The sequence below is a fragment of the Mesorhizobium sp. M0854 genome (genome assembly GCF_040319815.1).
GTDB lineage: Bacteria > Pseudomonadota > Alphaproteobacteria > Rhizobiales > Rhizobiaceae > Mesorhizobium.
On sequence record NZ_JAMYOL010000014.1, the window covers coordinates 97,141 to 117,719 of the forward strand.

The 20,579-nt window shown below is 60.7% G+C and carries 19 protein-coding genes; 4 read left to right on the forward strand and 15 right to left on the reverse strand.

What is annotated here, in order from left to right; all coding sequences use genetic code 11:
- Positions 1 to 77: 77 nt before the first annotated feature.
- Positions 78 to 1,100 (forward strand): aldo/keto reductase, encoded by a 1,023-nt coding sequence (locus NKH99_RS21365; RefSeq protein ID WP_353015387.1) that lies wholly within the window; start codon positions 78 to 80, stop codon positions 1,098 to 1,100.
- An 87-nt stretch (positions 1,101 to 1,187) separates the two neighbouring features.
- On the opposite strand, the gene NKH99_RS21370 is transcribed toward NKH99_RS21365, so the two are convergent.
- The 7 genes from NKH99_RS21370 to NKH99_RS21400 all read right to left on the reverse strand — a co-directional run bounded on the left by NKH99_RS21370 (position 1,188) and on the right by NKH99_RS21400 (position 10,593).
- The gene (locus NKH99_RS21370; protein ID WP_006201846.1) at positions 1,188 to 1,460 is read right to left on the reverse strand and encodes an HU family DNA-binding protein; all 273 of its coding nucleotides are present in this window, start codon (positions 1,458 to 1,460) and stop codon (positions 1,188 to 1,190) included.
- A gap of 196 nt (positions 1,461 to 1,656) precedes the next feature.
- Positions 1,657 to 4,068, reverse strand: coding sequence for an endopeptidase La (gene lon / locus NKH99_RS21375; RefSeq protein WP_352501552.1), 2,412 nt, complete (start codon positions 4,066 to 4,068; stop codon positions 1,657 to 1,659).
- 280 nt (positions 4,069 to 4,348) lie between these two features.
- Positions 4,349 to 5,623 carry an ATP-dependent Clp protease ATP-binding subunit ClpX gene (gene clpX / locus NKH99_RS21380; protein ID WP_006332719.1) on the reverse strand — a complete coding sequence of 425 codons (1,275 nt, stop codon included), beginning with the start codon at positions 5,621 to 5,623 and terminating at the stop codon, positions 4,349 to 4,351.
- A gap of 304 nt (positions 5,624 to 5,927) precedes the next feature.
- The gene (locus NKH99_RS21385) at positions 5,928 to 6,557 is read right to left on the reverse strand and encodes an ATP-dependent Clp protease proteolytic subunit (RefSeq protein ID WP_023674655.1); all 630 of its coding nucleotides are present in this window, start codon (positions 6,555 to 6,557) and stop codon (positions 5,928 to 5,930) included.
- A 345-nt stretch (positions 6,558 to 6,902) separates the two neighbouring features.
- Positions 6,903 to 7,886 (reverse strand): HlyD family secretion protein, encoded by a 984-nt coding sequence (locus NKH99_RS21390; RefSeq protein ID WP_353015389.1) that lies wholly within the window; start codon positions 7,884 to 7,886, stop codon positions 6,903 to 6,905.
- Positions 7,887 to 7,927: 41 nt separating this feature from the next.
- A complete protein-coding gene (locus NKH99_RS21395; RefSeq protein ID WP_353015391.1) occupies positions 7,928 to 9,202 on the reverse strand; it encodes a glycosyltransferase family 2 protein in 1,275 nt (424 codons plus the stop codon).
- Positions 9,199 to 10,593, reverse strand: a complete 1,395-nt coding sequence (locus NKH99_RS21400) for a TackOD1 domain-containing metal-binding protein (protein WP_353015393.1) — start codon at positions 10,591 to 10,593, stop codon at positions 9,199 to 9,201. Before NKH99_RS21400 ends, NKH99_RS21395 begins: the two co-directional genes overlap by 4 nt.
- Before the next feature lie 374 nt (positions 10,594 to 10,967).
- On the opposite strand from NKH99_RS21400, the gene NKH99_RS21405 reads away from it, so the two are divergent.
- The gene (locus NKH99_RS21405) at positions 10,968 to 11,558 is read left to right on the forward strand and encodes a hypothetical protein (protein ID WP_353015395.1); all 591 of its coding nucleotides are present in this window, start codon (positions 10,968 to 10,970) and stop codon (positions 11,556 to 11,558) included.
- A 7-nt stretch (positions 11,559 to 11,565) separates the two neighbouring features.
- Here NKH99_RS21405 and NKH99_RS21410 read toward each other — a convergent pair whose 3' ends face one another.
- Positions 11,566 to 12,669, reverse strand: coding sequence for an NAD(P)/FAD-dependent oxidoreductase (locus tag NKH99_RS21410; RefSeq protein WP_352614130.1), 1,104 nt, complete (start codon positions 12,667 to 12,669; stop codon positions 11,566 to 11,568).
- A 97-nt stretch (positions 12,670 to 12,766) separates the two neighbouring features.
- On the opposite strand from NKH99_RS21410, the gene NKH99_RS21415 reads away from it, so the two are divergent.
- Positions 12,767 to 14,014: a cytochrome P450 gene (locus NKH99_RS21415; protein ID WP_353015398.1), complete on the forward strand. Its 1,248-nt coding sequence runs from the start codon at positions 12,767 to 12,769 to the stop codon at positions 14,012 to 14,014.
- Between the two features lie 161 nt (positions 14,015 to 14,175).
- Here NKH99_RS21415 and NKH99_RS21420 read toward each other — a convergent pair whose 3' ends face one another.
- Together NKH99_RS21420 and NKH99_RS21425 are read right to left on the reverse strand one after the other, a co-directional pair.
- Positions 14,176 to 15,090: a LysR family transcriptional regulator gene (locus NKH99_RS21420; RefSeq protein ID WP_353015400.1), complete on the reverse strand. Its 915-nt coding sequence runs from the start codon at positions 15,088 to 15,090 to the stop codon at positions 14,176 to 14,178.
- A 127-nt stretch (positions 15,091 to 15,217) separates the two neighbouring features.
- Positions 15,218 to 15,388, reverse strand: a complete 171-nt coding sequence (locus tag NKH99_RS21425; protein WP_352682002.1) for a hypothetical protein — start codon at positions 15,386 to 15,388, stop codon at positions 15,218 to 15,220.
- Positions 15,389 to 15,481: 93 nt separating this feature from the next.
- Here NKH99_RS21425 and NKH99_RS21430 point away from each other — a divergent pair, with 93 nt between their 5' ends.
- Complete coding sequence (locus tag NKH99_RS21430) at positions 15,482 to 16,657, forward strand: LVIVD repeat-containing protein (protein ID WP_353015402.1); 1,176 nt, start codon at positions 15,482 to 15,484, stop codon at positions 16,655 to 16,657.
- 159 nt (positions 16,658 to 16,816) lie between these two features.
- On the opposite strand, the gene NKH99_RS21435 is transcribed toward NKH99_RS21430, so the two are convergent.
- The 5 genes from NKH99_RS21435 to NKH99_RS21455 form a co-directional block, all read right to left on the reverse strand.
- Entirely contained in the window at positions 16,817 to 17,167 is a 351-nt protein-coding gene (locus NKH99_RS21435) for a cupin domain-containing protein (RefSeq protein ID WP_352471974.1), read from the reverse strand.
- 5 nt (positions 17,168 to 17,172) lie between these two features.
- Positions 17,173 to 18,453: an O-acetylhomoserine aminocarboxypropyltransferase gene (locus NKH99_RS21440; RefSeq protein ID WP_023674650.1), complete on the reverse strand. Its 1,281-nt coding sequence runs from the start codon at positions 18,451 to 18,453 to the stop codon at positions 17,173 to 17,175.
- 187 nt (positions 18,454 to 18,640) lie between these two features.
- Complete coding sequence (locus NKH99_RS21445; protein ID WP_353015404.1) at positions 18,641 to 19,162, reverse strand: CoA-binding protein; 522 nt, start codon at positions 19,160 to 19,162, stop codon at positions 18,641 to 18,643.
- 76 nt (positions 19,163 to 19,238) lie between these two features.
- Positions 19,239 to 19,661, reverse strand: coding sequence for a VOC family protein (locus NKH99_RS21450; RefSeq protein WP_352471976.1), 423 nt, complete (start codon positions 19,659 to 19,661; stop codon positions 19,239 to 19,241).
- A gap of 9 nt (positions 19,662 to 19,670) precedes the next feature.
- The gene (locus tag NKH99_RS21455) at positions 19,671 to 20,492 is read right to left on the reverse strand and encodes an enoyl-CoA hydratase (protein ID WP_352501540.1); all 822 of its coding nucleotides are present in this window, start codon (positions 20,490 to 20,492) and stop codon (positions 19,671 to 19,673) included.
- Positions 20,493 to 20,579 lie beyond the last annotated feature (87 nt).

Below are 20,579 nucleotides of genomic sequence, written 5' to 3' on the forward strand. Positions count from 1 at the left end.
CAACGACACGCAGTGCTTTTGATGCGCTACAGCCGTGATAGTGTCACGGCAAATCGTGAATGAGGAAACGACGACATATGAAGACACGGCATTTCGACCGCATCGGCAATGGCGGCATCACCTTCACCGAGCTCGGCTTCGGCACCGCACCGCTCGGCAATCTTTACCGCGCCGTCTCCGACGAGGATGCCAATGCTACGCTGGAGGCGGCATGGCGGGTCGGCTGCCGCTACTTCGACACCGCGCCGCTTTATGGGCTAGGCCTAGCCGAAACGCGGCTCAATCCGTTCCTGCGTTCGAAGAAGCGCGACGACTACGTGCTGTCCAGCAAAGTCGGGCGCATAATGCGCGCCTGCCCGCCGGAACAGCGCACCGGCATCGGCAAATTCTTCGACACCCCATCGCGCCGAGAGGTCTACGATTACAGCTATGACGGCGTCATGCGCTCCTTCGAAGCCTCGCTGGAACGGCTCGGCGTCGACCGCATCGACATCCTCTTCGTGCACGATGTCGACATCTTCACCCATGGCAGCAAGGAAGCCTCGGACCAGCACATCCAGGAATTCATGAGCTCCGGCTACTACGGATTGCTGGCATTGCGCGACCAGGGCGTGATCAAGGCATTCGGCGGCGGCATCAACGAGTGGCAGGTTGCCCAGACGCTGGCCGAGCGCGGCGATTTCGATCTGTTCTTGCTTGCCGGGCGTTACACGCTGCTGGAGCAGGAAGCGCTGCAGTCTTTCCTGCCTCTATGCCAGCAACGCGGCATCGGCATCGTTCTCGGCGGGCCTTACAATTCCGGCATCCTGGCAACCGGGCCGAAGCCCGGCGCCTACTACAATTATTCGGAGGCGCCGCAGGACATCATCGACCGCGTCACCCGCATCGAGGCCGTCTGCAAACGCCACGGCGTGCGCTTGATCGAGGCGGCGCTGCAGTTCCCGCTGCTGCATCCTTCCGTCGTCTCGGTAATCCCGGGCGGCCAGCGGCCGGGCGAAGTCGAAAGCAATCGCTCGCTGCTCGACGCGAAGCTGCCGTCGGCGCTGTGGGCCGATCTCAAGACAGAAGGCTTGATGCGCGCGGATGCGCCGACGGCATAGTGCCGCCTTTCCAACGACGCTGCGGGCACAGAAAAGAAAAACCGGACATACCGGCTTTTCTTTTCTCTGAAAGACTTAAGGAGGCGCCTAGTTGACCGCGTCCTTGAGGCCCTTGCCGGCCGAGAACTTCGGCACGGTGCGCGCCGGGATCTTCACTTCCGCACCGGTCTGCGGATTGCGGCCGGTCGACGCGGCGCGTTTTGACACGGTGAAATTTCCGAAGCCGACAAGCCGGACATCGCCGCCCTTTTTCAGTTCGCCGGTGATCACGGAAAACACCGCATCAACCGCCGACTGCGCGTCACCCTTCGAAATACTCGCGGCATCGGCGACAGCGGACACCAGTTCGTTCTTGTTCATAAAAATTCCCTTCCATGAGAAAACCGGAACACTCGACTCATCCGGCAGGAAACGGACTTTAGAAAGAAGCGCTCCGGCAACCAAGTCGAAAAGCGCCAGGAAAGTCGAAAAAAGCCCGGAAATCCGCGGTTCTTCACATGAAAAAGCCGGGCTCAAGGCCCGGCTCTCTCTTTGTGCATTGCAACTTTAGCAAGCACTAATGCGCCAGCGATTTACCAGCCTCGTCTCCGACATCGACCACGGCCGGCGCATTGACGGGTTCGACCCACTGGATCGGTTCCGGCATGCGCACCAGCGCATGGCGCAACACTTCGCCAACCCGTGAGACCGGAATGATCTCCATGCCGCTCTTCACGTTCTCCGGAATCTCCGCCAGATCCTTGGCGTTCTCTTCCGGGATCAGCACCTTCTTGATGCCGCCGCGAAGTGCGGCAAGCAGCTTTTCCTTAAGGCCGCCGATCGGCAGCACCCTGCCGCGCAGCGTGATCTCGCCGGTCATCGCCACATCGGCCCTGACCGGGATACCGGTCAGCACCGAGACGATCGCCGTCGCCATCGCCACGCCAGCCGACGGTCCGTCCTTCGGGGTTGCACCCTCCGGCACGTGGACGTGGATATCGCGCTTGTCGAACAGCGGCGGCTCGACGCCGAAATCGATGGCCCGCGAGCGGACATAGGACGCCGCCGCCGAAATCGATTCCTTCATCACGTCGCGCAGATTGCCGGTCACGGTCATGCGGCCCTTGCCGGGCATCATGACACCTTCCACCGTCAACAGCTCGCCGCCGACTTCCGTCCAGGCGAGCCCGGTGACCACGCCGACCTGATCGTCGCTCTCGACCTGGCCGAAGCGGAAGCGCGGAACACCAAGGTAATCGGCAAGATTGTCCGCCGTGATGTTGATCGTCTTCTTCTTCGTCTTCAGGATCTCGGTCACCGCCTTGCGCCCGAGCTTCATCAGCTCGCGCTCCAGGCTCCTGACGCCCGCTTCACGGGTGTAGGTCTGGATGATGCCGCGGATCGCGTCCTCGCCGACGGAGAACTCCTTCGGCTGCAACGCGTGGTCGCGGATCACCTTGGGCATCAGGTGACGCTTGGCGATCTCGATCTTCTCGTCCTCGGTGTAGCCGGCGATGCGGATGATCTCCATGCGGTCCATCAAAGGCGCAGGGATGTTCAGCGTGTTCGCCGTCGTCACGAACATCACGCTCGACAGGTCGTATTCGACCTCGAGGTAATGGTCCATGAACGTCGAGTTCTGCTCGGGATCGAGCACCTCGAGCAAAGCCGATGACGGATCGCCGCGGAAATCCTGGCCCATCTTGTCGATCTCATCGAGCAGGAAGAGCGGGTTGGATTTCTTCGCCTTCTTCATCGACTGGATGACCTTGCCAGGCATCGAGCCGATGTAGGTGCGGCGGTGACCACGGATCTCGGCCTCGTCGCGCACGCCGCCCAGCGCCATGCGGATGAACTCACGGCCGGTCGCCTTGGCGATCGACTTGCCGAGCGAGGTCTTGCCCACGCCGGGAGGTCCGACGAGGCACAGGATCGGCCCCTTCAGCTTCTTCTGGCGGCTCTGCACAGCGAGGTATTCGACGATGCGGTCCTTGACCTTGTCGAGGCCGAAATGATCGGTATCGAGCACATTCTGGGCAAAGGCCAGGTCCTGCTTGACCTTGGAGTTCCTGCCCCACGGGATCGACAGCAGCCAGTCGAGATAGTTGCGCACGACGGTCGATTCAGCCGACATCGGCGACATCGTCCGCAGCTTCTTCAGCTCGGCTTCCGCCTTTTCGCGGGCCTCCTTGGAGAGCTTGGTCTTCTTGATCCGCGCCTCGATCTCGGCGGCTTCGTCGCGGCCGTCCTCGCCCTCGCCGAGCTCCTTCTGGATCGCCTTCATCTGCTCGTTGAGGTAGTATTCGCGCTGCGTCTTCTCCATCTGGCGCTTGACGCGCGAGCGGATGCGCTTCTCCACCTGGAGCACCGAGATTTCGGCTTCCATGAAGCCCATCGCCTTTTCCAGCCGTTCCTTGACGGACAGCGTGGCGAGCATCTCCTGCTTCTCGGGGATCTTGATGGCAAGGTGCGAAGCGACCGTGTCGGCGAGCTTGGAATAGTCGTCGATCTGGCTGGCAGCACCCACCACTTCGGGCGAGATCTTCTTGTTCAGCTTGACGTAGTTCTCGAAGTCGGTGACCACGGAACGTGCCAGCGCCTCGACTTCGACCTCTTCCTCCTCCGGTTCGACCAGCGCCGCAGCACGGGCCTCGTGGAAGTCGGGACGGTCGGTGAACGCGACGATTTTCGCGCGCGAGGCACCTTCGACCAGCACCTTCACGGTGCCGTCCGGCAGTTTCAGCAATTGCAGCACATTGGCGAGCGTGCCGATGTCAAAGATGGCATCGGGCTCCGGATCGTCGTCGGCGGCATTCATCTGGGTCGCGAGCAGGATCTGCTTTTCCTGACCCATCACTTCTTCCAGCGCCTTGATCGACTTTTCACGCCCGACGAAGAGCGGAACGATCATGTGCGGGAACACCACGATGTCGCGCAGTGGGAGGACTGCGAAGACGCCGTCGCTGGGAGCCTTGGATAATTTGGCCATTGTCCAACCTTTCATGTCGCGGCCGCCAATCGGCCAACCGCGAATCTCATATTAACGACCGGGGATCGTTCCGCCTACCACCGTTTGTGACGGGAGTTTTACAGCACAGAATTCGGCACCACGGCCTTCCGCCTTTAGTTGGAGGCACAGGGGGTAAAGATCAAGGGTCAACACTGTCCGTCCCTCCAATCCGCACCCAGCACGCGGCGCCGTACGCGGGGTGCGACAGCAAAACGGCGCCCTGCGGCGCCGTTTCAGAAAAATCCATTGCCGGCTCACGTCAGGCGCTGACGTTGCCCTTCTTTTCCTTCTGCTCGGAATAGATGTAGAGCGGCCTGGCGTTGCCTGACACCACCTCTTCCGAAATAACCACTTCGCGCACGCCTTCCAGTGCCGGCAGCTCGAACATGGTGTCGAGCAGGATCGCTTCCATGATCGAACGCAGGCCGCGTGCGCCGGTCTTGCGCTCGATGGCGCGCTTGGCGATCGCCGACAGCGCGTTCTCATGGAAGGTCAGGTCGACATTCTCCATCTCGAACAGCCGCTGATACTGCTTGACCAGCGCGTTCTTCGGCTCGGTCAGGATCTGGATCAGCGCCGGCTCGTCGAGATCCTCCAGCGTCGCCAGGACGGGCAGACGGCCGACGAACTCGGGAATGAGGCCGAACTTCAACAGATCCTCAGGCTCGACCAGGCGGAAAACATCGCCGGTGCGGCGATCCTCGGGCGAAGCGACGATGGCGCCGAAACCGATCGAGGTCTTCCTGCCGCGATCCGAGATGATCTTGTCCAGGCCGGCGAAAGCGCCGCCGCAGATGAACAGGATGTTGGCGGTGTCGACCTGCAGGAATTCCTGCTGCGGATGCTTCCTGCCGCCCTGCGGCGGCACGGAGGCGACAGTGCCTTCCATAATCTTCAAAAGTGCCTGCTGCACGCCCTCGCCCGACACGTCGCGGGTGATCGAGGGATTGTCCGACTTGCGCGAGATCTTGTCGATCTCGTCGATATAGACGATGCCGCGCTGGGCGCGCTCGACATTGTAGTCGGCCGACTGCAACAGCTTCAGGATGATGTTTTCGACGTCCTCGCCGACATAGCCGGCCTCGGTCAACGTCGTCGCGTCGGCCATGGTGAAGGGGACGTCGATGATGCGGGCCAGCGTCTGCGCCAGCAACGTCTTGCCGCAGCCGGTCGGGCCGATCAGCAGGATGTTCGACTTCGCCAGCTCGACGTCGTTGTTCTTGCCGGCATGGGCGAGGCGCTTGTAGTGGTTGTGGACGGCCACCGACAGCACGCGCTTGGCGTAAGGCTGGCCGATGACGTAGTCGTCGAGAACCTTGAGGATTTCCTGCGGGGTCGGCACGCCCTCGCGCGACTTCACCATCGAGGTCTTGTTCTCCTCGCGGATGATGTCCATGCACAGTTCGACGCATTCGTCGCAGATGAACACCGTCGGCCCGGCGATCAGCTTGCGCACTTCGTGCTGGCTTTTACCGCAAAACGAGCAATAAAGCGTGTTCTTGGAATCACCGCTGTTGTTGCCGACCTTGCTCATTTTCATGTCCTTTCATGGCCGCCCGCCGATGGTCTGGTTGAAAGGGCGCATATTCAATCTATCGCGGGAATCCGCTGCCGCCAGTGCCCCGGCTCCCGCAACGCATTCCGTACGAAACACAAATCGGAAAACGGGGCAATGATTCGAACAACCCCACGCAAAGCTAAGCCGTCGAAAATCAACATAGCCTTAACGTAGGCAATTGCACCCGTCGAGGGAACAGCCAATTGTGGCCGAAATGCCGCAAGCTGCGCCAAAAGCGCGTGATCCCGCCACTCATTGCCACCGCGGGGCCACCGCGGGCCTATAAGGCAATACCTTCGACCGGCTCACGTGACGAAATGACCTTGTCGATGAGGCCGAAATCCCTGGCCTCGTCGGCAGTCATGAAATGGTCACGGTCGAGCGTTTTTTCAATCTCATCATAACTCTTGCCGGTGTGCTTGACGTAAACCTCGTTGAGGCGGCGCTTCAGCTTGATGATGTCCTGGGCATGGCGCTCGATGTCGGAAGCCTGGCCCTGGAAGCCGCCGGAAGGCTGGTGGACCATGATGCGGGCGTTCGGGGTGGCAAAGCGCATGTCCTTGTGGCCCGCCGTCAAGAGCAGCGAGCCCATCGAGGCGGCCTGACCGATGCAGAGCGTCGACACCGCAGGCTTGATGAACTGCATGGTGTCGTAGATCGCCATGCCGGAGGTGACGACGCCGCCGGGCGAGTTGATATAGAGGTTGATTTCCTTCTTCGGATTCTCCGCCTCGAGGAACAGCAGCTGCGCGCAGACCAGCGTCGCCATGCCATCCTCGACCGGGCCGGTGATGAAAATGATGCGCTCCTTGAGGAGCCGCGAGAAAATGTCGTAGGCCCGCTCGCCGCGATTGGTCTGTTCGACCACCATCGGAACGAGGTTCATGTAGGTTTCGACGGGGTTCTTCATGGACTATCCCTTTTTGAGGATGGGATTCCGGCGCCGGAGATTTGCAATCGGGCAGAATCGGTTCTGGATCGTTATTGTGTAAATAGGATGCCGGCTCACCCTAGCGCAAGGCCGCCTCTCCTAGCCACTTGGTTAAAACGAATCAAGCTTGCCGGACGGTGCCCGGAGGACGCGGCACGGATCCTGGTGGATTGACTTCACCTCTTTGATCCCACGGTTTCGCGCGGCCATGGTGGCACTGGCGTTGCTCGCAACGCGAAGGGCCTGGAACGTCGTATCGGGCGAGGAAGATTGACTGCGTTCCCGGGACGGCTAAGTAGCTGCCTCCGCAGGATTAAGCAGGCATTACCTGGCCCAACAGAAGCCGAACGCGCAACCACTCACTGATACTTTTTGCGAGACCGCGAAGGAATTCGCCTCATCGAGTGCGATACGGATCAGCCTTGACCTGTCGCGGGGCCGGAACATGTTCTGAAACTCGTCCGGCAACGCGTCGGCGACCGACAGAATCTTTTCGACTGTTCCTCTTGCACGCTCGGTTCCGTTACCCACGTCGACCGCCATTCCTTCGCGCAGCGAAAACAGATAGTTGTCCGGCAGATAGGCGAGGACGTAGGACTTGCCGCCGTCGATCTGTAGAAGCGGATCGCCGAACCGCAGCACCTGGCCAGGGACCGGCACCTTCGCGCCAACGACCCCCTCCGTGACCGAGCGGATGTTTCCGCCGTCATATATGGCCTTTACCTCATCCATAGCCTCGCCCGATCTCGCACGGAATTGCGCCACCAGGGCGAGTTCGGATTTGGTCGCTTGCAATTGACCGGTCAGATCAGCCAGATGTTCGGCGGCCTGGAAGCTGCCACGAACGGCTTCGTCCTTCGTCGAAGTCGAGACGATGCCTGCCGTGACGATGGTGTCGATTCTCGCAAGTGTCGTCCTGGTTTCACGCGCTGTCCGCTCGGCCAGCGGCATCACGGACTGGATCGCTTCGTGTCGGCTGTGGAGCTGGCCCTCGCGAACGGCGAGTTCACCCTGTCGCAACAGCAGCTCCGCGATCTCCTTGACCATGTCGAACGATTGAAGCTCGACGAGCAATGTACCGGGCTCGACCTTGTCTCCCGCCTTGACAAAGACATGCGTTACCTTGGCCGGATAGGCGGCATCGACGGCATACCGATCCTTCAGGACAATACCGTCCGCTGACAAGACGACCGCATCACCAATGAGGTAGTAGACGATCGAAGAGGAAAACAAACCGAGGAGAGCGAGGTAAACGATGCGACCCCAACTTCCCACACTCGCGCGCTGCTGTTTTCCCAGATTGTCCACTCGGACATGTTTTCGAATGTATTTCATCTGAAACTCGTTCTCTACCAGGGCCGCTCTAGCCGAACTTTGATCGGCGTGTAGTTGTCGCGATGTGAACCTGAGAACACCCATTCATCGATATAGGCGATCAATCGAACGGGTCTCATCACATAGGTCATGAACAGGGAGTAGCCGGGCAGGAACCATATGCTTCGCCAGAACCCCCGCCGCTCGGTGGTCCAACTGGCCAGCGCCAGCACAAACACGTCGAGAACCAGGAGGCCGCACTGCATGCCGATGAGGATCGCGGGCGTGAAAGAGCCGTACTGGAGGGCAAGCCAGACGAGATAGAGCGGGAATATCGCGGCACCAACGACGTTGAAAAGGAGGAAATCCCATTGGTGTAGGGCCTCCGGAAGCCGGAAACCCGAGTCCGAGACATGAAACAGGCGGTAGTGTTTGCGAAAGCGTAGCCAAATGGCATCGCGTTCCCAGCGCAATCGCTGGCGGATATATTGGTATGCGGTTATCGGGACGTCCGTATAGCAGATCGCATCCGGTACATAGGCCATGCGCCAGCCCGCCCGCCGCAATCTCAGCGTGACATCCAGATCCTCGCCACCGCCTACGTCGAACCCCCCAACCCCCAAAAGGGCTTTGCGCCTGAAGGCGCTGAACGCTCCCGAAATGCAAACGACCTGATCGAGAGCTCCAGCAATACGCTTTCCGACCGAAATCGACTGCAAATATTCGATCTCCTGAAACTGGGCGACGATAGTCGCGTGGCCGTTGCGCGGTGCAATATCGCCGCATGCCGCTCCAACCGCTGGATCCGAAAAGGGGCCGAGAATATTTTCGATCGCGTACCGATCAAACGAACAGTCGCAATCGACATTGATCAGTATGTCGCCTTTGGCTACGCGGCACGCCAGATTGATCCCGCTCGCCTTGCCGCCCCTCAGATCCGTCGAAATGATGCGCGAGGCATAACCTTTCTTGACCAGAGCTTGCGAGACCCTGCTCATCCGATCGGTCGAACCATCACTGACAATGACAACTTCGAAGTCATTGAAAGACTGTTCCCGCAACGAGCGGACGCAGGTTTCGATGGACTCAGCCTCATTATGGCCAACCAGAATGATGCTTACATTGGGCCGTAATGGTCGCTCATGCTCAATCGAACCCGCGGCATCACGCGAACGCATGGTCACAGCGGCCGCGACGAACGGAATGATGTAACGGGGGAACTCAAAGACCAGCGTGTACCAGAAAACGGAGGCCAGGCTCGCCGTCGATTGAGCTAGCAGGAATGCAAATCCGAGTTCGAGATCATTCAACGCGAGGCTTGCCCCGTTTTGGTCGCCACCCGAGGGCGAGGGTCAAGCTTTTCGCCCAAAGACGCCTCGCAGATTGAAAGCATTGCCGATATCTGCTCCGACAATGTCTCGTCGCCCTTCGCCGTCATGATGAAATAGTCGGCGGCGGCGCCTTTGTGCACCGATCCTGTCTCCGCAAGGTAATTGCTCAGGTTTTCGATGAAGAGACGGCGCAGTTTCTCAAACACGTCCTGGCCCTTTGATTTTATGAGCGACTCTCGTGCTCCGTAACGCAATTCCGTGACCGCCAACGGCGGGCCCTTCGCTCCGGTCATGCGTGCGCGGTCGAGTTCCTGAACCAGGGACGGCGGCAACCCCAACAAGGACGTTGGCAGCTTTTTCTCCGGACTGGTGAGCAGAGACAGCGCCTGATCCGTGAGTGCGTAGGAAAAAAAGTCGATACGTTTAACGCTGTCGCCATCAGCCCGCGCATCACAATCCTGGCAGACGAATCCAACAGCCGGCTCCGATGTCGAATCCTTGCACCTCCTGCAGATTTGCGAGTGGCCGGGCTTGTCATAGTCCTTTCCATAGTGACGCAATTGCTGGCTGCATTTGGGGCAGACCAGTGCGCTTCCCTGCCGAAAATCGCCTTCAGGACGAAGAGCCGCGCAACGATAATGATGAATAAGCTCGGCCTCGAACATATCGGCCGAACGGCAGGAGGGACATTCCTCGCGAACGGTAAGCCGCCGCGACCCGCAGGCGCCGCACTCATGCACGCGGTCGAAGAAGGTCTTAAGCAGAAGTCCGCGATGGGAGAGATCTTCGGCGATCGGGATCGTCTTGGCCGCCGACGGAAAGCCCGGATAGCTTATGGAGGCCGACGTCATCGGATAGCGCTTGGCTTCGATGCTTCTGCCGGCGACGAAGGCATGCGCAAGAAAGCGCGTTTCGGGCGTATTTGTCGAACGGATGTGCGCGGCAAGCTGTTCGCGGCGGCGGCGAAAATCGAGTATGCATTTTGCCGTCTCCGCCCAAGTCGTTTGCTGCATCAGATCGAAATGTACATCCGCGAACCGGCCGGCACGGCCGCCCAGATCGATGACAGGCACCATCGCCAGCGGAATGTGGTCACGCAGGTTGTCCAGCGGCGAGTTACGCCGCTCATCGGCCAGAAGAACGGCATCGATGTCCCCTTCCGACGAGGAGTCGAACATCGTGCGGTAGATCGCCGAATGCAGAACGACCACGCGTGGGAACCATTCGACGGCAGGCTTCCAGGACAATCCCATTCTGGCCCAGAGTGCCAGGCAAAGGTCGGTGAGTTCATGGCTTGCGGTGGAAGCCGTCGGTGCCGGCAGTTGCACAACGGATTTCGGAACAAGTTCTGCGGGCATGTCGGCCTCCATTTGCCCGGCGCTCGCAAAGGAACGCCGCCACAGGTACGACTTGCAGCCTGGGTGGAGAATCCAAGGGCAACGTCACATTTACTGAAAGGATTATTGCAGGACGAGATATGCGGAAAACGCGGGATCGCATGCGACACCGGATGGCCAGATACGTCCCCCCACGACGTTCCTGACCAGCGACCAAGTCAATCAACTCGAATACGTCAAATGTTATTCGTTGATTGTTAGCGGATGCTTAACCGACAGCAAGAATTTGTGTGTCGGACTCAGGTAGTCGAATTAACGAAGTTTGATGAATCGCCTTTTCCACGACATGGCTTTCCCTACAGTTCAACGTTGAACCCGCTTCATGCGGTTCAAACAGGGGGAGTTCCATGACCAGGAAAGCTTCTTCCTTCGCCATTGCCGGCCTGACCATGCTCGGCACAATGTCGGAAACGGCGGCCGGCGGACGCGCGGTCGAATGCTACGAGCAGGTCAATCGGCCGGCCGTCTACGACACCGTCTACGAGGATGTGCTCGTCAGCCCAGCCGGCCAGCAGGTGGAATACGAGGCGCCAATCTACGGGACGCGCGAGCGCGTGGTGCAGATCGCGCCGGCGCGCGTCAGCTACGAGATCGTGCCCGCCATCACCCGCACCATCTACCGGTCCGTGAGGGTCGATGACGACGGCTATTCCTGGGAATGGCGCATCATCAATGGCCGCAAGGTGCTGTGCAAGGTCAGGCACAAGGCGCGCTATGAACGCGTGGCCGAGATCGTCGTGATTGAGCCGGAACGCCGGCGGCGCGTTGTGCTGCCCGCCGAATACGAGAGCGTCGCCGAAGAGGTTCTCGTGCGGCCGGAGCAACGGCGCATCGTCGACATTCCGGCGTCTTATCAGACAGTGGCTCGCCGCGTGGTGGTCAGGGAGGGCTCATCCAGCTGGCGGCGCGTGCACATCCCACGCCACTGCCGGTACTAGCAGCCGCTCAGGCCACCTCTGCCCTGAGCCATTTCTTCAGGCCGTCGACATCGCCATTGCCGACGCAGGCCGCAACCCTTCTGCCGACTGCCGCGCCGAACTTGTAGCCGTGGCCGGAGCAGGCCGAGACGACCAGGCATCTGCCTTTCTGGTGTGCCAGGAATTTCTCGTCGGCGGTGAATGTGTAGGCGCAGGTGACCACCTCGGTGACCTTATACTCCTCGATACGGGCAAGCGGCGGCGAAAACAGGTTGCGGATCGCCTCACCCTCGCCCGGCACCGGCTGACGGTTCCAGTCGGCATCGCTGGTCGGCACCCTGTGCAGGCCCGAGCCGAATTTCATGCCGGCGCCGCCTGTCGGCGGGATTGCGTAGCCGTCGACAGTGCCGCCAATGTCGAGGACAACCGGCGCTGCCTGCCAGGCTGCCTGCAGATCCGCCGGCGGTTCGACATAGGCGAGCGCGGTGCGCCAGGTTTTCAGCTCGCCGTCCAGCTCCGGGAACAGTTTCAGCACCCAGGCGCCGGCAGCGACGACGATCCGGTCGGCCTGCATCGTTTCGCCGCCTGCCAGCACGATATGCCCGGCCTCGGCGTCGATCTCGACCACCTTGCTGTTCTCGTAGACATTGGCGCCGTTCGCGCGCAGCCACCTGGCGAGGCCGGCGGCGATCTTGCGGCAGTGCAGCGCGCCGCCGTCCGGCGAAAAATACGCATAGCGGAATGAACCAGGTTCCAGGAACGGCCAGCGTTCGACCGCGGCATCCGGCTCGAACAATTCGAACGGGTAGTTCCCGGCTTCCATGCCTTCTCGGTATTCCTCGGCCTCATCTCCCGGCTGGCGCGAAATGCAGATGAAGCCGCGCGGATCGAGATGGCTTTCACCGAGATCGGCCCACATCTCATCCCAGGCTTCATAGGCCTCGGTGATCAGCCGGCCGTAGCCCGTTCCGGCCCGGTAGGCGCGGCGGATGATGCGGTGATGATCGCCCGAGGCGGCGAGCGGATTGGGGATCGGTCCCTGCTCGACGATCGAGACGAGGTGCCCGGCCCTGACCAGTGACCACGCCGTGGATAGCCCGGCAATGCCTGCACCGACCACGATCACATTCATGAAAACCGTCCTTCCGCAACCGCTTCGGCGGCTCACCTCACTGGAGGGCCAACATACGGTCTGGCACCAGACTGGCAAGCCGCGCTAATGATCTGGCATGACCGAATTGAAGCCGCCCTACCTTGCTTTTGATCCAGCCACGCGTCGCCTGCGGCTCGATCCACACGAGCCGGCGTTCTTCCAGAATCCGTACGAAGCCTACGCCTTCCTGCATGGCGCATCGAACGCCTTCTTCTGGGAGGAGTTTGGTTTCTGGTGCTTTGGCGGCTTCGACGACGTCAACCGGCTGCTGCGCGATCGCCGCTTCGGCCGGCAGAACCCGGCCGGCATTCCGGACAGCCGAGGCATCGGTCAGGACCGCACGCACCTCAGCGCCTTCGACGGCATCGAGGCCAATTCGATGCTGGAGCTGGAGCCACCTGTCCACACACAGCTCAGAACGCTGGTCAACCGCGCCTTCGTCTCGCGCCAGGTCGAGCGGCTCAGGCCACGTGTCGAGGCGCTGGCCAACGAACTGATCGACCGTTTCGAACCAGGAGGAGTCGACCTGCTGCCGGCATTCGCAGCTCCCTTGCCGATCACCATCATTGCGGAAATGCTCGGCGTGCCGGTCGACATGGGGCCGCAGCTCCTCGACTGGTCGCATCGGATGGTCGCCATGTACATGCATGGCCGCACCCGCGGGACGGAGGACACGGCCAATCGCGCCGCGCGCGACTTTTCCGATTTTCTGCGCGGCTACGTCGCCGAGCGGCGAAAGAGGCCAGGCGAGGATCTTCTGTCGCTGCTGATTGCGGCACAGGAGGACGGCCAGAAACTGTCGGAGGACGAGCTGGTATCCTCGGCCATCCTTTTGCTCAATGCCGGCCATGAAGCAACTGTCCACCAGACCGGCAATGCGGTGCGCTCGATCCTTGCGCAAGGCGGCGACCCGCGCCGCTTCTTCGCCTCACCGGAAGCAACAGCCGCGACGGTCGAAGAGTGCCTGCGCTTCGACGCGCCGCTACACATGTTCACGCGCTACGCCTATCAGGAGGTCGAGGCCGGGCCGGGGATCATCGTCCAGCCGGGCGAGACGATCGGTCTGCTGCTCGGCATGGCCAATCGCGACCCTACTGCGTTTGCCGAGCCCCTCGCCTTCAGGCCGGACCGTGCCGACCAGAAGAACGTATCGTTCGGCGCCGGCATCCATTTCTGCATCGGCGCGCCGCTCGCTCGGCTCGAATTGCAGGTGTCGCTGAAAACCTTGTTCGAACGCCTGCCGCGGCTCCAAATGGCCGAACAGCCGCGCTTCCGTGACACGTATCATTTCCACGGGCTGGAAACGCTTGCCGTCAGAATCTGAGGACGGCTTCCGACGACAGGCTTCGAAGCCGGCTCCGGCGAATTCCGGTCAAATAGGTAACATCTCAAGGGTCGCGAGTGCCAAATAATCGCTGATCGAACGATGAAGCTACCGGAAGCAGGACCTCACACTAACAATCCCGGATGCCTATAGAAATTCGGTCATGAAGCTTGAAGAGAGACGGGATTTGAATCTTTTTGCGTCGTCTCGCGGACGATGTCGAGGAAGGCATTCAGCACCGGCGAGGGTTGTTCATGCCGGTAGATGATTGAAGTGTCGATAGACAAGGTTCGTCCCTGGATAGGGCGATAAACGACGCCGCTCCGGCGCAAATTTTGCAGACAGGCGGGCAGCAGCGAGACGCCCAGCCCGACGGATACAAGTCCGATGATTGTCTGCTTCGGCGTTGCTTCTCGAACGATCCTCGGGCTGAACCCGGATGAACGGCACAACCCGACGATCTCGTCATAGAGGGATGGATTGATGCTGCGCGGGAACTGAATCAACGCTTCGGAGGCCAAGTCGGCTAGCGCGACCTCTGCTTCCGAGGCCAGCCGATGCGTTTCCGGCAAGGCCACGATCAGGGGTTCGACCAGTATGCTTTCGACCTTCAATGCGTTGTGAATGACGGGAGGATGAACAAAACCGATATCGAGCTGGCGTTCGGCCACAGCCCTGACTTGATTGGGAATGCGCAGGTCGGTCAGGCTCAACTCGACCTCGGGATAGCGCTTGGTGAAGCGTTGGACGACAGAAGGCACCACGCTGTAGATAGCCGCGTCGATGAATCCGACAGCAAGATGGCCGGTTTCGCCACGATCGGCTTTGCGAGCAAGCTCCACCGCCTGCTCTGTCTGCTGAAGCACGGCCCTAACCTCATCAAGGAACACACGCCCCGCCGCAGTCAGTTCGACCTTGCGCTTGGTGCGCTCCAGCAAGCGCACACCCATCGCCTGTTCCAGTTGCTGGATCTGCTTTGTCAGGGGCGGCTGTGAGATATGCAAGCGCGCTGCCGCGCGCCCGAAATGCAGCTCTTCGGCGACGGCCATGAAGGACTGCATCAGCTTGTGGTTCATCTTCAGCCTTTAATTTCCCAAATAGAATTACCCATGGCTCAAACGATATTGGACGGAAAGTATCGGAATCTGCAAAATCCAGAAAGCTGCAAAATCCGGGAGACGCGCTTTGAAAAATTCCGAGATTTCACGCCGCCAGATGCTGAAAGTGCCGCTCATCGGCGCGACGATCGCCGCGACATCTCAATCCGGTCTTGTCTGCGAGGCCCTTGCCCAGCCCGTTCCAGCTTCGTCGCCAGCGCCCCCTGGCGCTTTCGCCCACAATGTCGAAGCAGTGGGCTATACCGATCTCGATCATCGCCCAGCCTTCAAAATGGCGATCAGGCAGGTTGGCGAACGTTGGTATCTCTACACTGGGCACTTCTGGCACTCCGGCTGGAGCATCGTGGACGTGACCGACCCGGCCAAGCCCGAGACGGTCAAGTTCGTGCCCTATCTCGGCACGAATACTTGGACTCTACAAATAGATTTGTCCGGCGACACGATGGTGACCGCCCTCGAAAAGCCCTTTGCTAATTTCGGCGGTGACCCCGACGCACCGTTCGGCGAAGGCGTTCTGATCTGGGATATCGCGGACCCCATCAATCCGAAACAACTCAGTCACTACCGCACCGGCGGAAACGGCACGCATCGCAACCTCTATCCCGGTGGACGTTATGTCCACCTTGCCGCCGGCATGCCGGGTTACAGGGGCAACATCTACGTCATCCTCGATATTTCGGATCGCTCGAATCCGCGCGAAGCCGGACGCTGGTGGGTGCCGGGCCAGCACGAGGCCGGCGGCGAGAGCTTTGCGGCTGCGAAGCCCGCCGCCGACCAGGAGACCGTCGATCGCTACCGGTTGCGACTGAAGCCGCAATGCATGTGCGGCGCCTTCTGCGCCAGCACGGGCGAGGATGTCTCGCTGCACGGCCCGCCTTATGTCACTGGCGATCTTGTCTATTTGCCTTATGGTGCGGCGGGAATCGTTGTGCTCGATATTAGCGATGTCTCCCAGCCGAGGCAGGTCGGCGGCCTGAGCTTCAGCCCTCCGTTTCACTCGCGCTTCGGTGTGCATAGCGTGCTGCCGATTCCAGAGCGCGGCATTGCCTTCGCCAATTCGGAGAACGTCACCTATGGACTTGGTCCGATGCATCACGCTTCGATCGTCGATATTTCCGATTCCAGTGAACCCTTTCTGCTGTCGCTGTTGCCCGAACCAGTGCCACCCGAAGGCGCTCCCTATTCGGATTTCACAACTCGTGGCGGCTGGCGCGGACCGCACAACATCAACCACCACCAGCATCATCCCGATGTCCAGAAACAAGGCGATCTGTTCTATATCGCGCACTTCAACGCTGGGCTCAGGGTCTATGACGTCTCGAATACTCGGCTTCCGCGCGAGGTCGGCTACTTCATCCCGCCGGAGCCAGTCCGACGCTACGGCCCTATGCCGGAAGACAAGCTGGTTGTTCAGACCGAGGACGTGGTCGTGGACCGGCGCGGCTTCATTTACATAACTGACAAGAACCAGGGGCTCTGGATTCTCCGCTACACCGGCCCGCGGCCGGAAACGGATCGAACGTGACGGTCACATTCACCCTGAATGAAGCCTTAGTCGGAGCGCGGAAGCGGAGGCAGTCATGATTTGCTGGGAAAGTTTCATGGCACCGCGGCATTATGAGCCGATACGGATTTTCCGACACGGACATCGATCGCCTTTTGTAAAGTCCGGCGCGATGCGAGATCAAAGCTTGATCACATACTCCTTGCGCGTCGTTTCAAGCACTTCCCAGCTTCCTCTAAAGCCCGGCCTGAGCACGAAACTGTCGCCTGCCCTGACGGTGCGCGCGTCGCCGCCGTCTTCGGCGATCACCGAAACCCCTGACAGGATGTGGCAGAACTCCCACTCATCATATTCGATGCGCCATTTGCCTGGCGTTGCTTCCCAGACGCCGGCATAGAGGCCGCCGTGCTGTTCCTCGACATTCCAGGTGCGGAATTTCGGATCGCCCGAAATCAGGCGATCCGGCGCTGGTGCGCCAAGTTCCGGTTCGACGGCGTCGACGCCGACGGAAAGAAATTTCGGCGTGGCCATGGCGATCAAACCTTGGCGAGAGCCTGTTCCAGATCGGCGACGATGTCGTTGACGTCCTCGATGCCGACCGAAAGCCTGACCGTGTCAGGCCCTGCCCCGGCGTTGATCTTCTGCTCGTCGGAAAGCTGGCGATGCGTGGTCGATGCCGGGTGGATGACCAGCGACTTGGTGTCGCCGACATTGGCCAGATGCGAGAACAGTTCGAGCGCCTCGACGAACTTGATGCCCGCCGCATAGCCGCCCTTCAGCCCGAATGTGAACACCGCGCCGGCGCCAAGCGGCGAGTACTTCTTCTGCAACGCGTTGTTCTTGTCGCTGGGCAGGCCGGGATAGGAAACCCAGGCGACCTTGGGATGGTTGGAAAGCCATCCGGCGACCGCCGCCGCATTGTCGCAGTGGCGCTGCATCCTGAGCGGCAAGGTTTCCAGACCGGTCAGGATAAGGAATGCGTTGAACGGCGAAATCGCCGCGCCGATGTCGCGCAGGCCGAGCACGCGAGCAGCGATGGCGAAGGCGAAATTGCCGAAGGTCTCATGCAGGACGAGGCCGCCATATTCGGGGCGCGGCTCCGACAGCATCGGATACTTGCCCGACTTCGACCAATCGAACGTGCCGCCGTCGACAATGGCGCCGCCGATCGAATTGCCGTGACCGCCGATGAACTTGGTCAGCGAATGCACGACGATGTCGGCGCCATGCTCGATCGGCCGCAGCAGATAGGGCGAGGCCAGCGTGTTGTCGACGATCAGCGGCAGGCCGTGCTTGCGGGCGATGTCGCCGATCTTCTCGATATCGACGAAGACGCCGCCGGGATTGGCTAGGCTCTCGATGAAGATTGCCTTGGTCCTGTCGTCGATCTGGCTCTCGAAGGTCGAGATGTCATTGGTGTCGGCCCAGCGCACCTGCCAACCGAAATTCTTGAAGGCGTGGCCGAATTGGTTGATCGAGCCGCCGTAAAGCTTTGTCGCTGAAACGAAATTGTCGCCGGGCTGCATTAGATTGTGGAAGACCAGCACCTGCGCGGCATGGCCGGAGGCGACCGCAAGGCCTGCCGTGCCGCCTTCGAGTGCCGCGATGCGCTCTTCCAGCACCGCCTGCGTCGGGTTCATGATGCGGGTATAGATGTTGCCGAACGCCTTCAGCCCGAACAGCGAGGCGGCATGGTCGGCATCGTCGAAGACGAAGGAGGTGGTCTGGTAGATCGGCGTCGCGCGTGCGCCCGTCGCCGGATCCGGCTTGGCGCCGGCATGGACGGCGAGCGTATTGAAACCGGGCGTGCGGGCCATCGAAAAACCTCCCTGAATGGTGAATGGTGAATGGTGAATGGTGAATGGTGAATGGTGAATGGTGAATGGTGAATGGTGAATGGTGAATGGCAAAGTCGGCCAGCCCCACCCTGATTGCAAGCGGCTCATATGCCGCCTTGCCGGCCTTCCAGAAAAATCTTTCTATTCACCATTCTCTATTCACTACCTACTTCTGGCGAACGCCGAAACTCTGGAATCCCGGGCGCATCAGCGGCTTCTTCGAGGACAAGACGCCGGAATTGACGCCGGTCCAGCCGATCTCGCCGGACAGCTTGCCATATTCGATCTTGGGGCAACGGTTCATCACCACCTTGATGCCGACAGCCTCTGCGCGCGTCGCCGCCTCGTCATGGCGTATGCCAAGCTGCATCCAGATGACTTTCGGCAGCGGATCGAGCCGCAACACCTCGTCGACAATGCCCGGCACGGCAGCGGAGCCGCGAAAGACGTCGACCATGTCGATTGGCTCTGGAACATCGGCCAGCCTGGCATAGGTCATCCGCCCGAGGATTTCCTTGCCGGCCTGGCCGGGATTGATCGGGAACACCGAAAACCCTTTGCCGAGCAGATATTTGAGCACGAAATAGCTCGGCCGCACGTCATTGGCCGACGCGCCAACCATGGCGATGGTCTTCACCGAATTGAGGATGCCGGCGATATAGGCGTTGTCGTAGGCGTCGTGGTTCATGCCTCGTCATACAGCGCTTCAGAGTGAGGTGCCAACAGCCGAGCAAGTGGCTTGCAATGGGCCAGGGAGAACGTCGTCAGGCCGGCAGCGAAATCGATCCGTCTTCCGCGATCGGAAAAGCCGGATTGTGCGCGACTTCCCAGACATGCCCGTCGGCATCGGCGAAATAGCCGTACCAGCCGCCCCAGAAGGCGCGCCCGGCCGGCTTGACGATCTTGCCGCCAGCCTTCTCAGCCGCCGCAAGCACTTCGTCGACCTCGGCGTCAGAGCGGGTGTTGTAGGCGAGGTAGACGGCCGACGGCGCCTTCGAGAAGCTGACGCCCGAATCCTCTTCGGCGCTTGGGCGCGGAAACAAGCCAAGAATGGCGCCGCCCATCTGGAAGAAGGCAACGCCGTCGGTGATCCCGGCATGGCGGGTCAGGCCCATCGCCTCATAGAAGCGCGTCGCACGGTCGAGATCGTCGGTGGCGATGGTGACGATGGAGATGCGCGGTTCCATATCCGCCTCCTACTCCTCCGGCCATTCCGGCTTGCGCTTGCCGATGAAGGCGCCAATGCCCTCTTCCGCATCGCGCGCCAGCATGTTCTCGACCATGACGCGCCCGGTGTAATCATAGGCCTCGGCCAGCCCCATTTCTGCCTGTTCGTAGAAGGCTTCCTTGCCGATCTTGACGACCAGAGAGGATTTGGACGCAATGGTTTGCGCGTATTTGGTGACAATCTGATTCAGATATTCGCGCGGCACGACGCGGTTGACCAAGCCGAATTCCTTGGCGGTTGCCGCATCGATCGTCTCGCCGGTCAAAAGCATCTCCATGGCGTGCTTGCGCGAGACGTTGCGCGACAGCGCCACCATCGGCGTCGAGCAGAACAGTCCGATATTGACGCCAGGCGTGCAGAAGGTCGCCTCGTGCGAGGCGATGGCGAGATCGCAGCTGGCGACCAACTGCAATCCGGCCGCCGTCGCCAGACCGTCGACTTCGGCGATCACCGGCTTAGGATGGCGAACGATCGCCTGCATCAGCGCGGCGCAGGCGGAAAACGTCTTTTCGAAGAAGCCCCTGCCGCGATCGGCATCGGCGCGGTGCGCGCTCAACTCCTTGAGGTCGTGCCCGGCGCAGAACACTTTGCCGGTCGCCCCAAGGACGATGACGCGGACGGACTTGTCGGCCTTGGCGCGGTCGAGTTCCGCCGTCAGCGCCGCCATCACTGCAAGCGAAAGAGCGTTGGCCGGCGGATTGGCGAGCGTCAGGCGCAGCACACCGTTGTCCAGCCTGGAGACGACCGGCCCTTCGGCAACGGCAGGCTTGATGGCGACGATTTCGGCCATAGGTCGTTCCTCCGCGATTCCGGATCGATGATGGACTAATCTAGTTTGCCGTGTCGCTTCGGCCATCTCCCTCGGCCGCTACTGCCC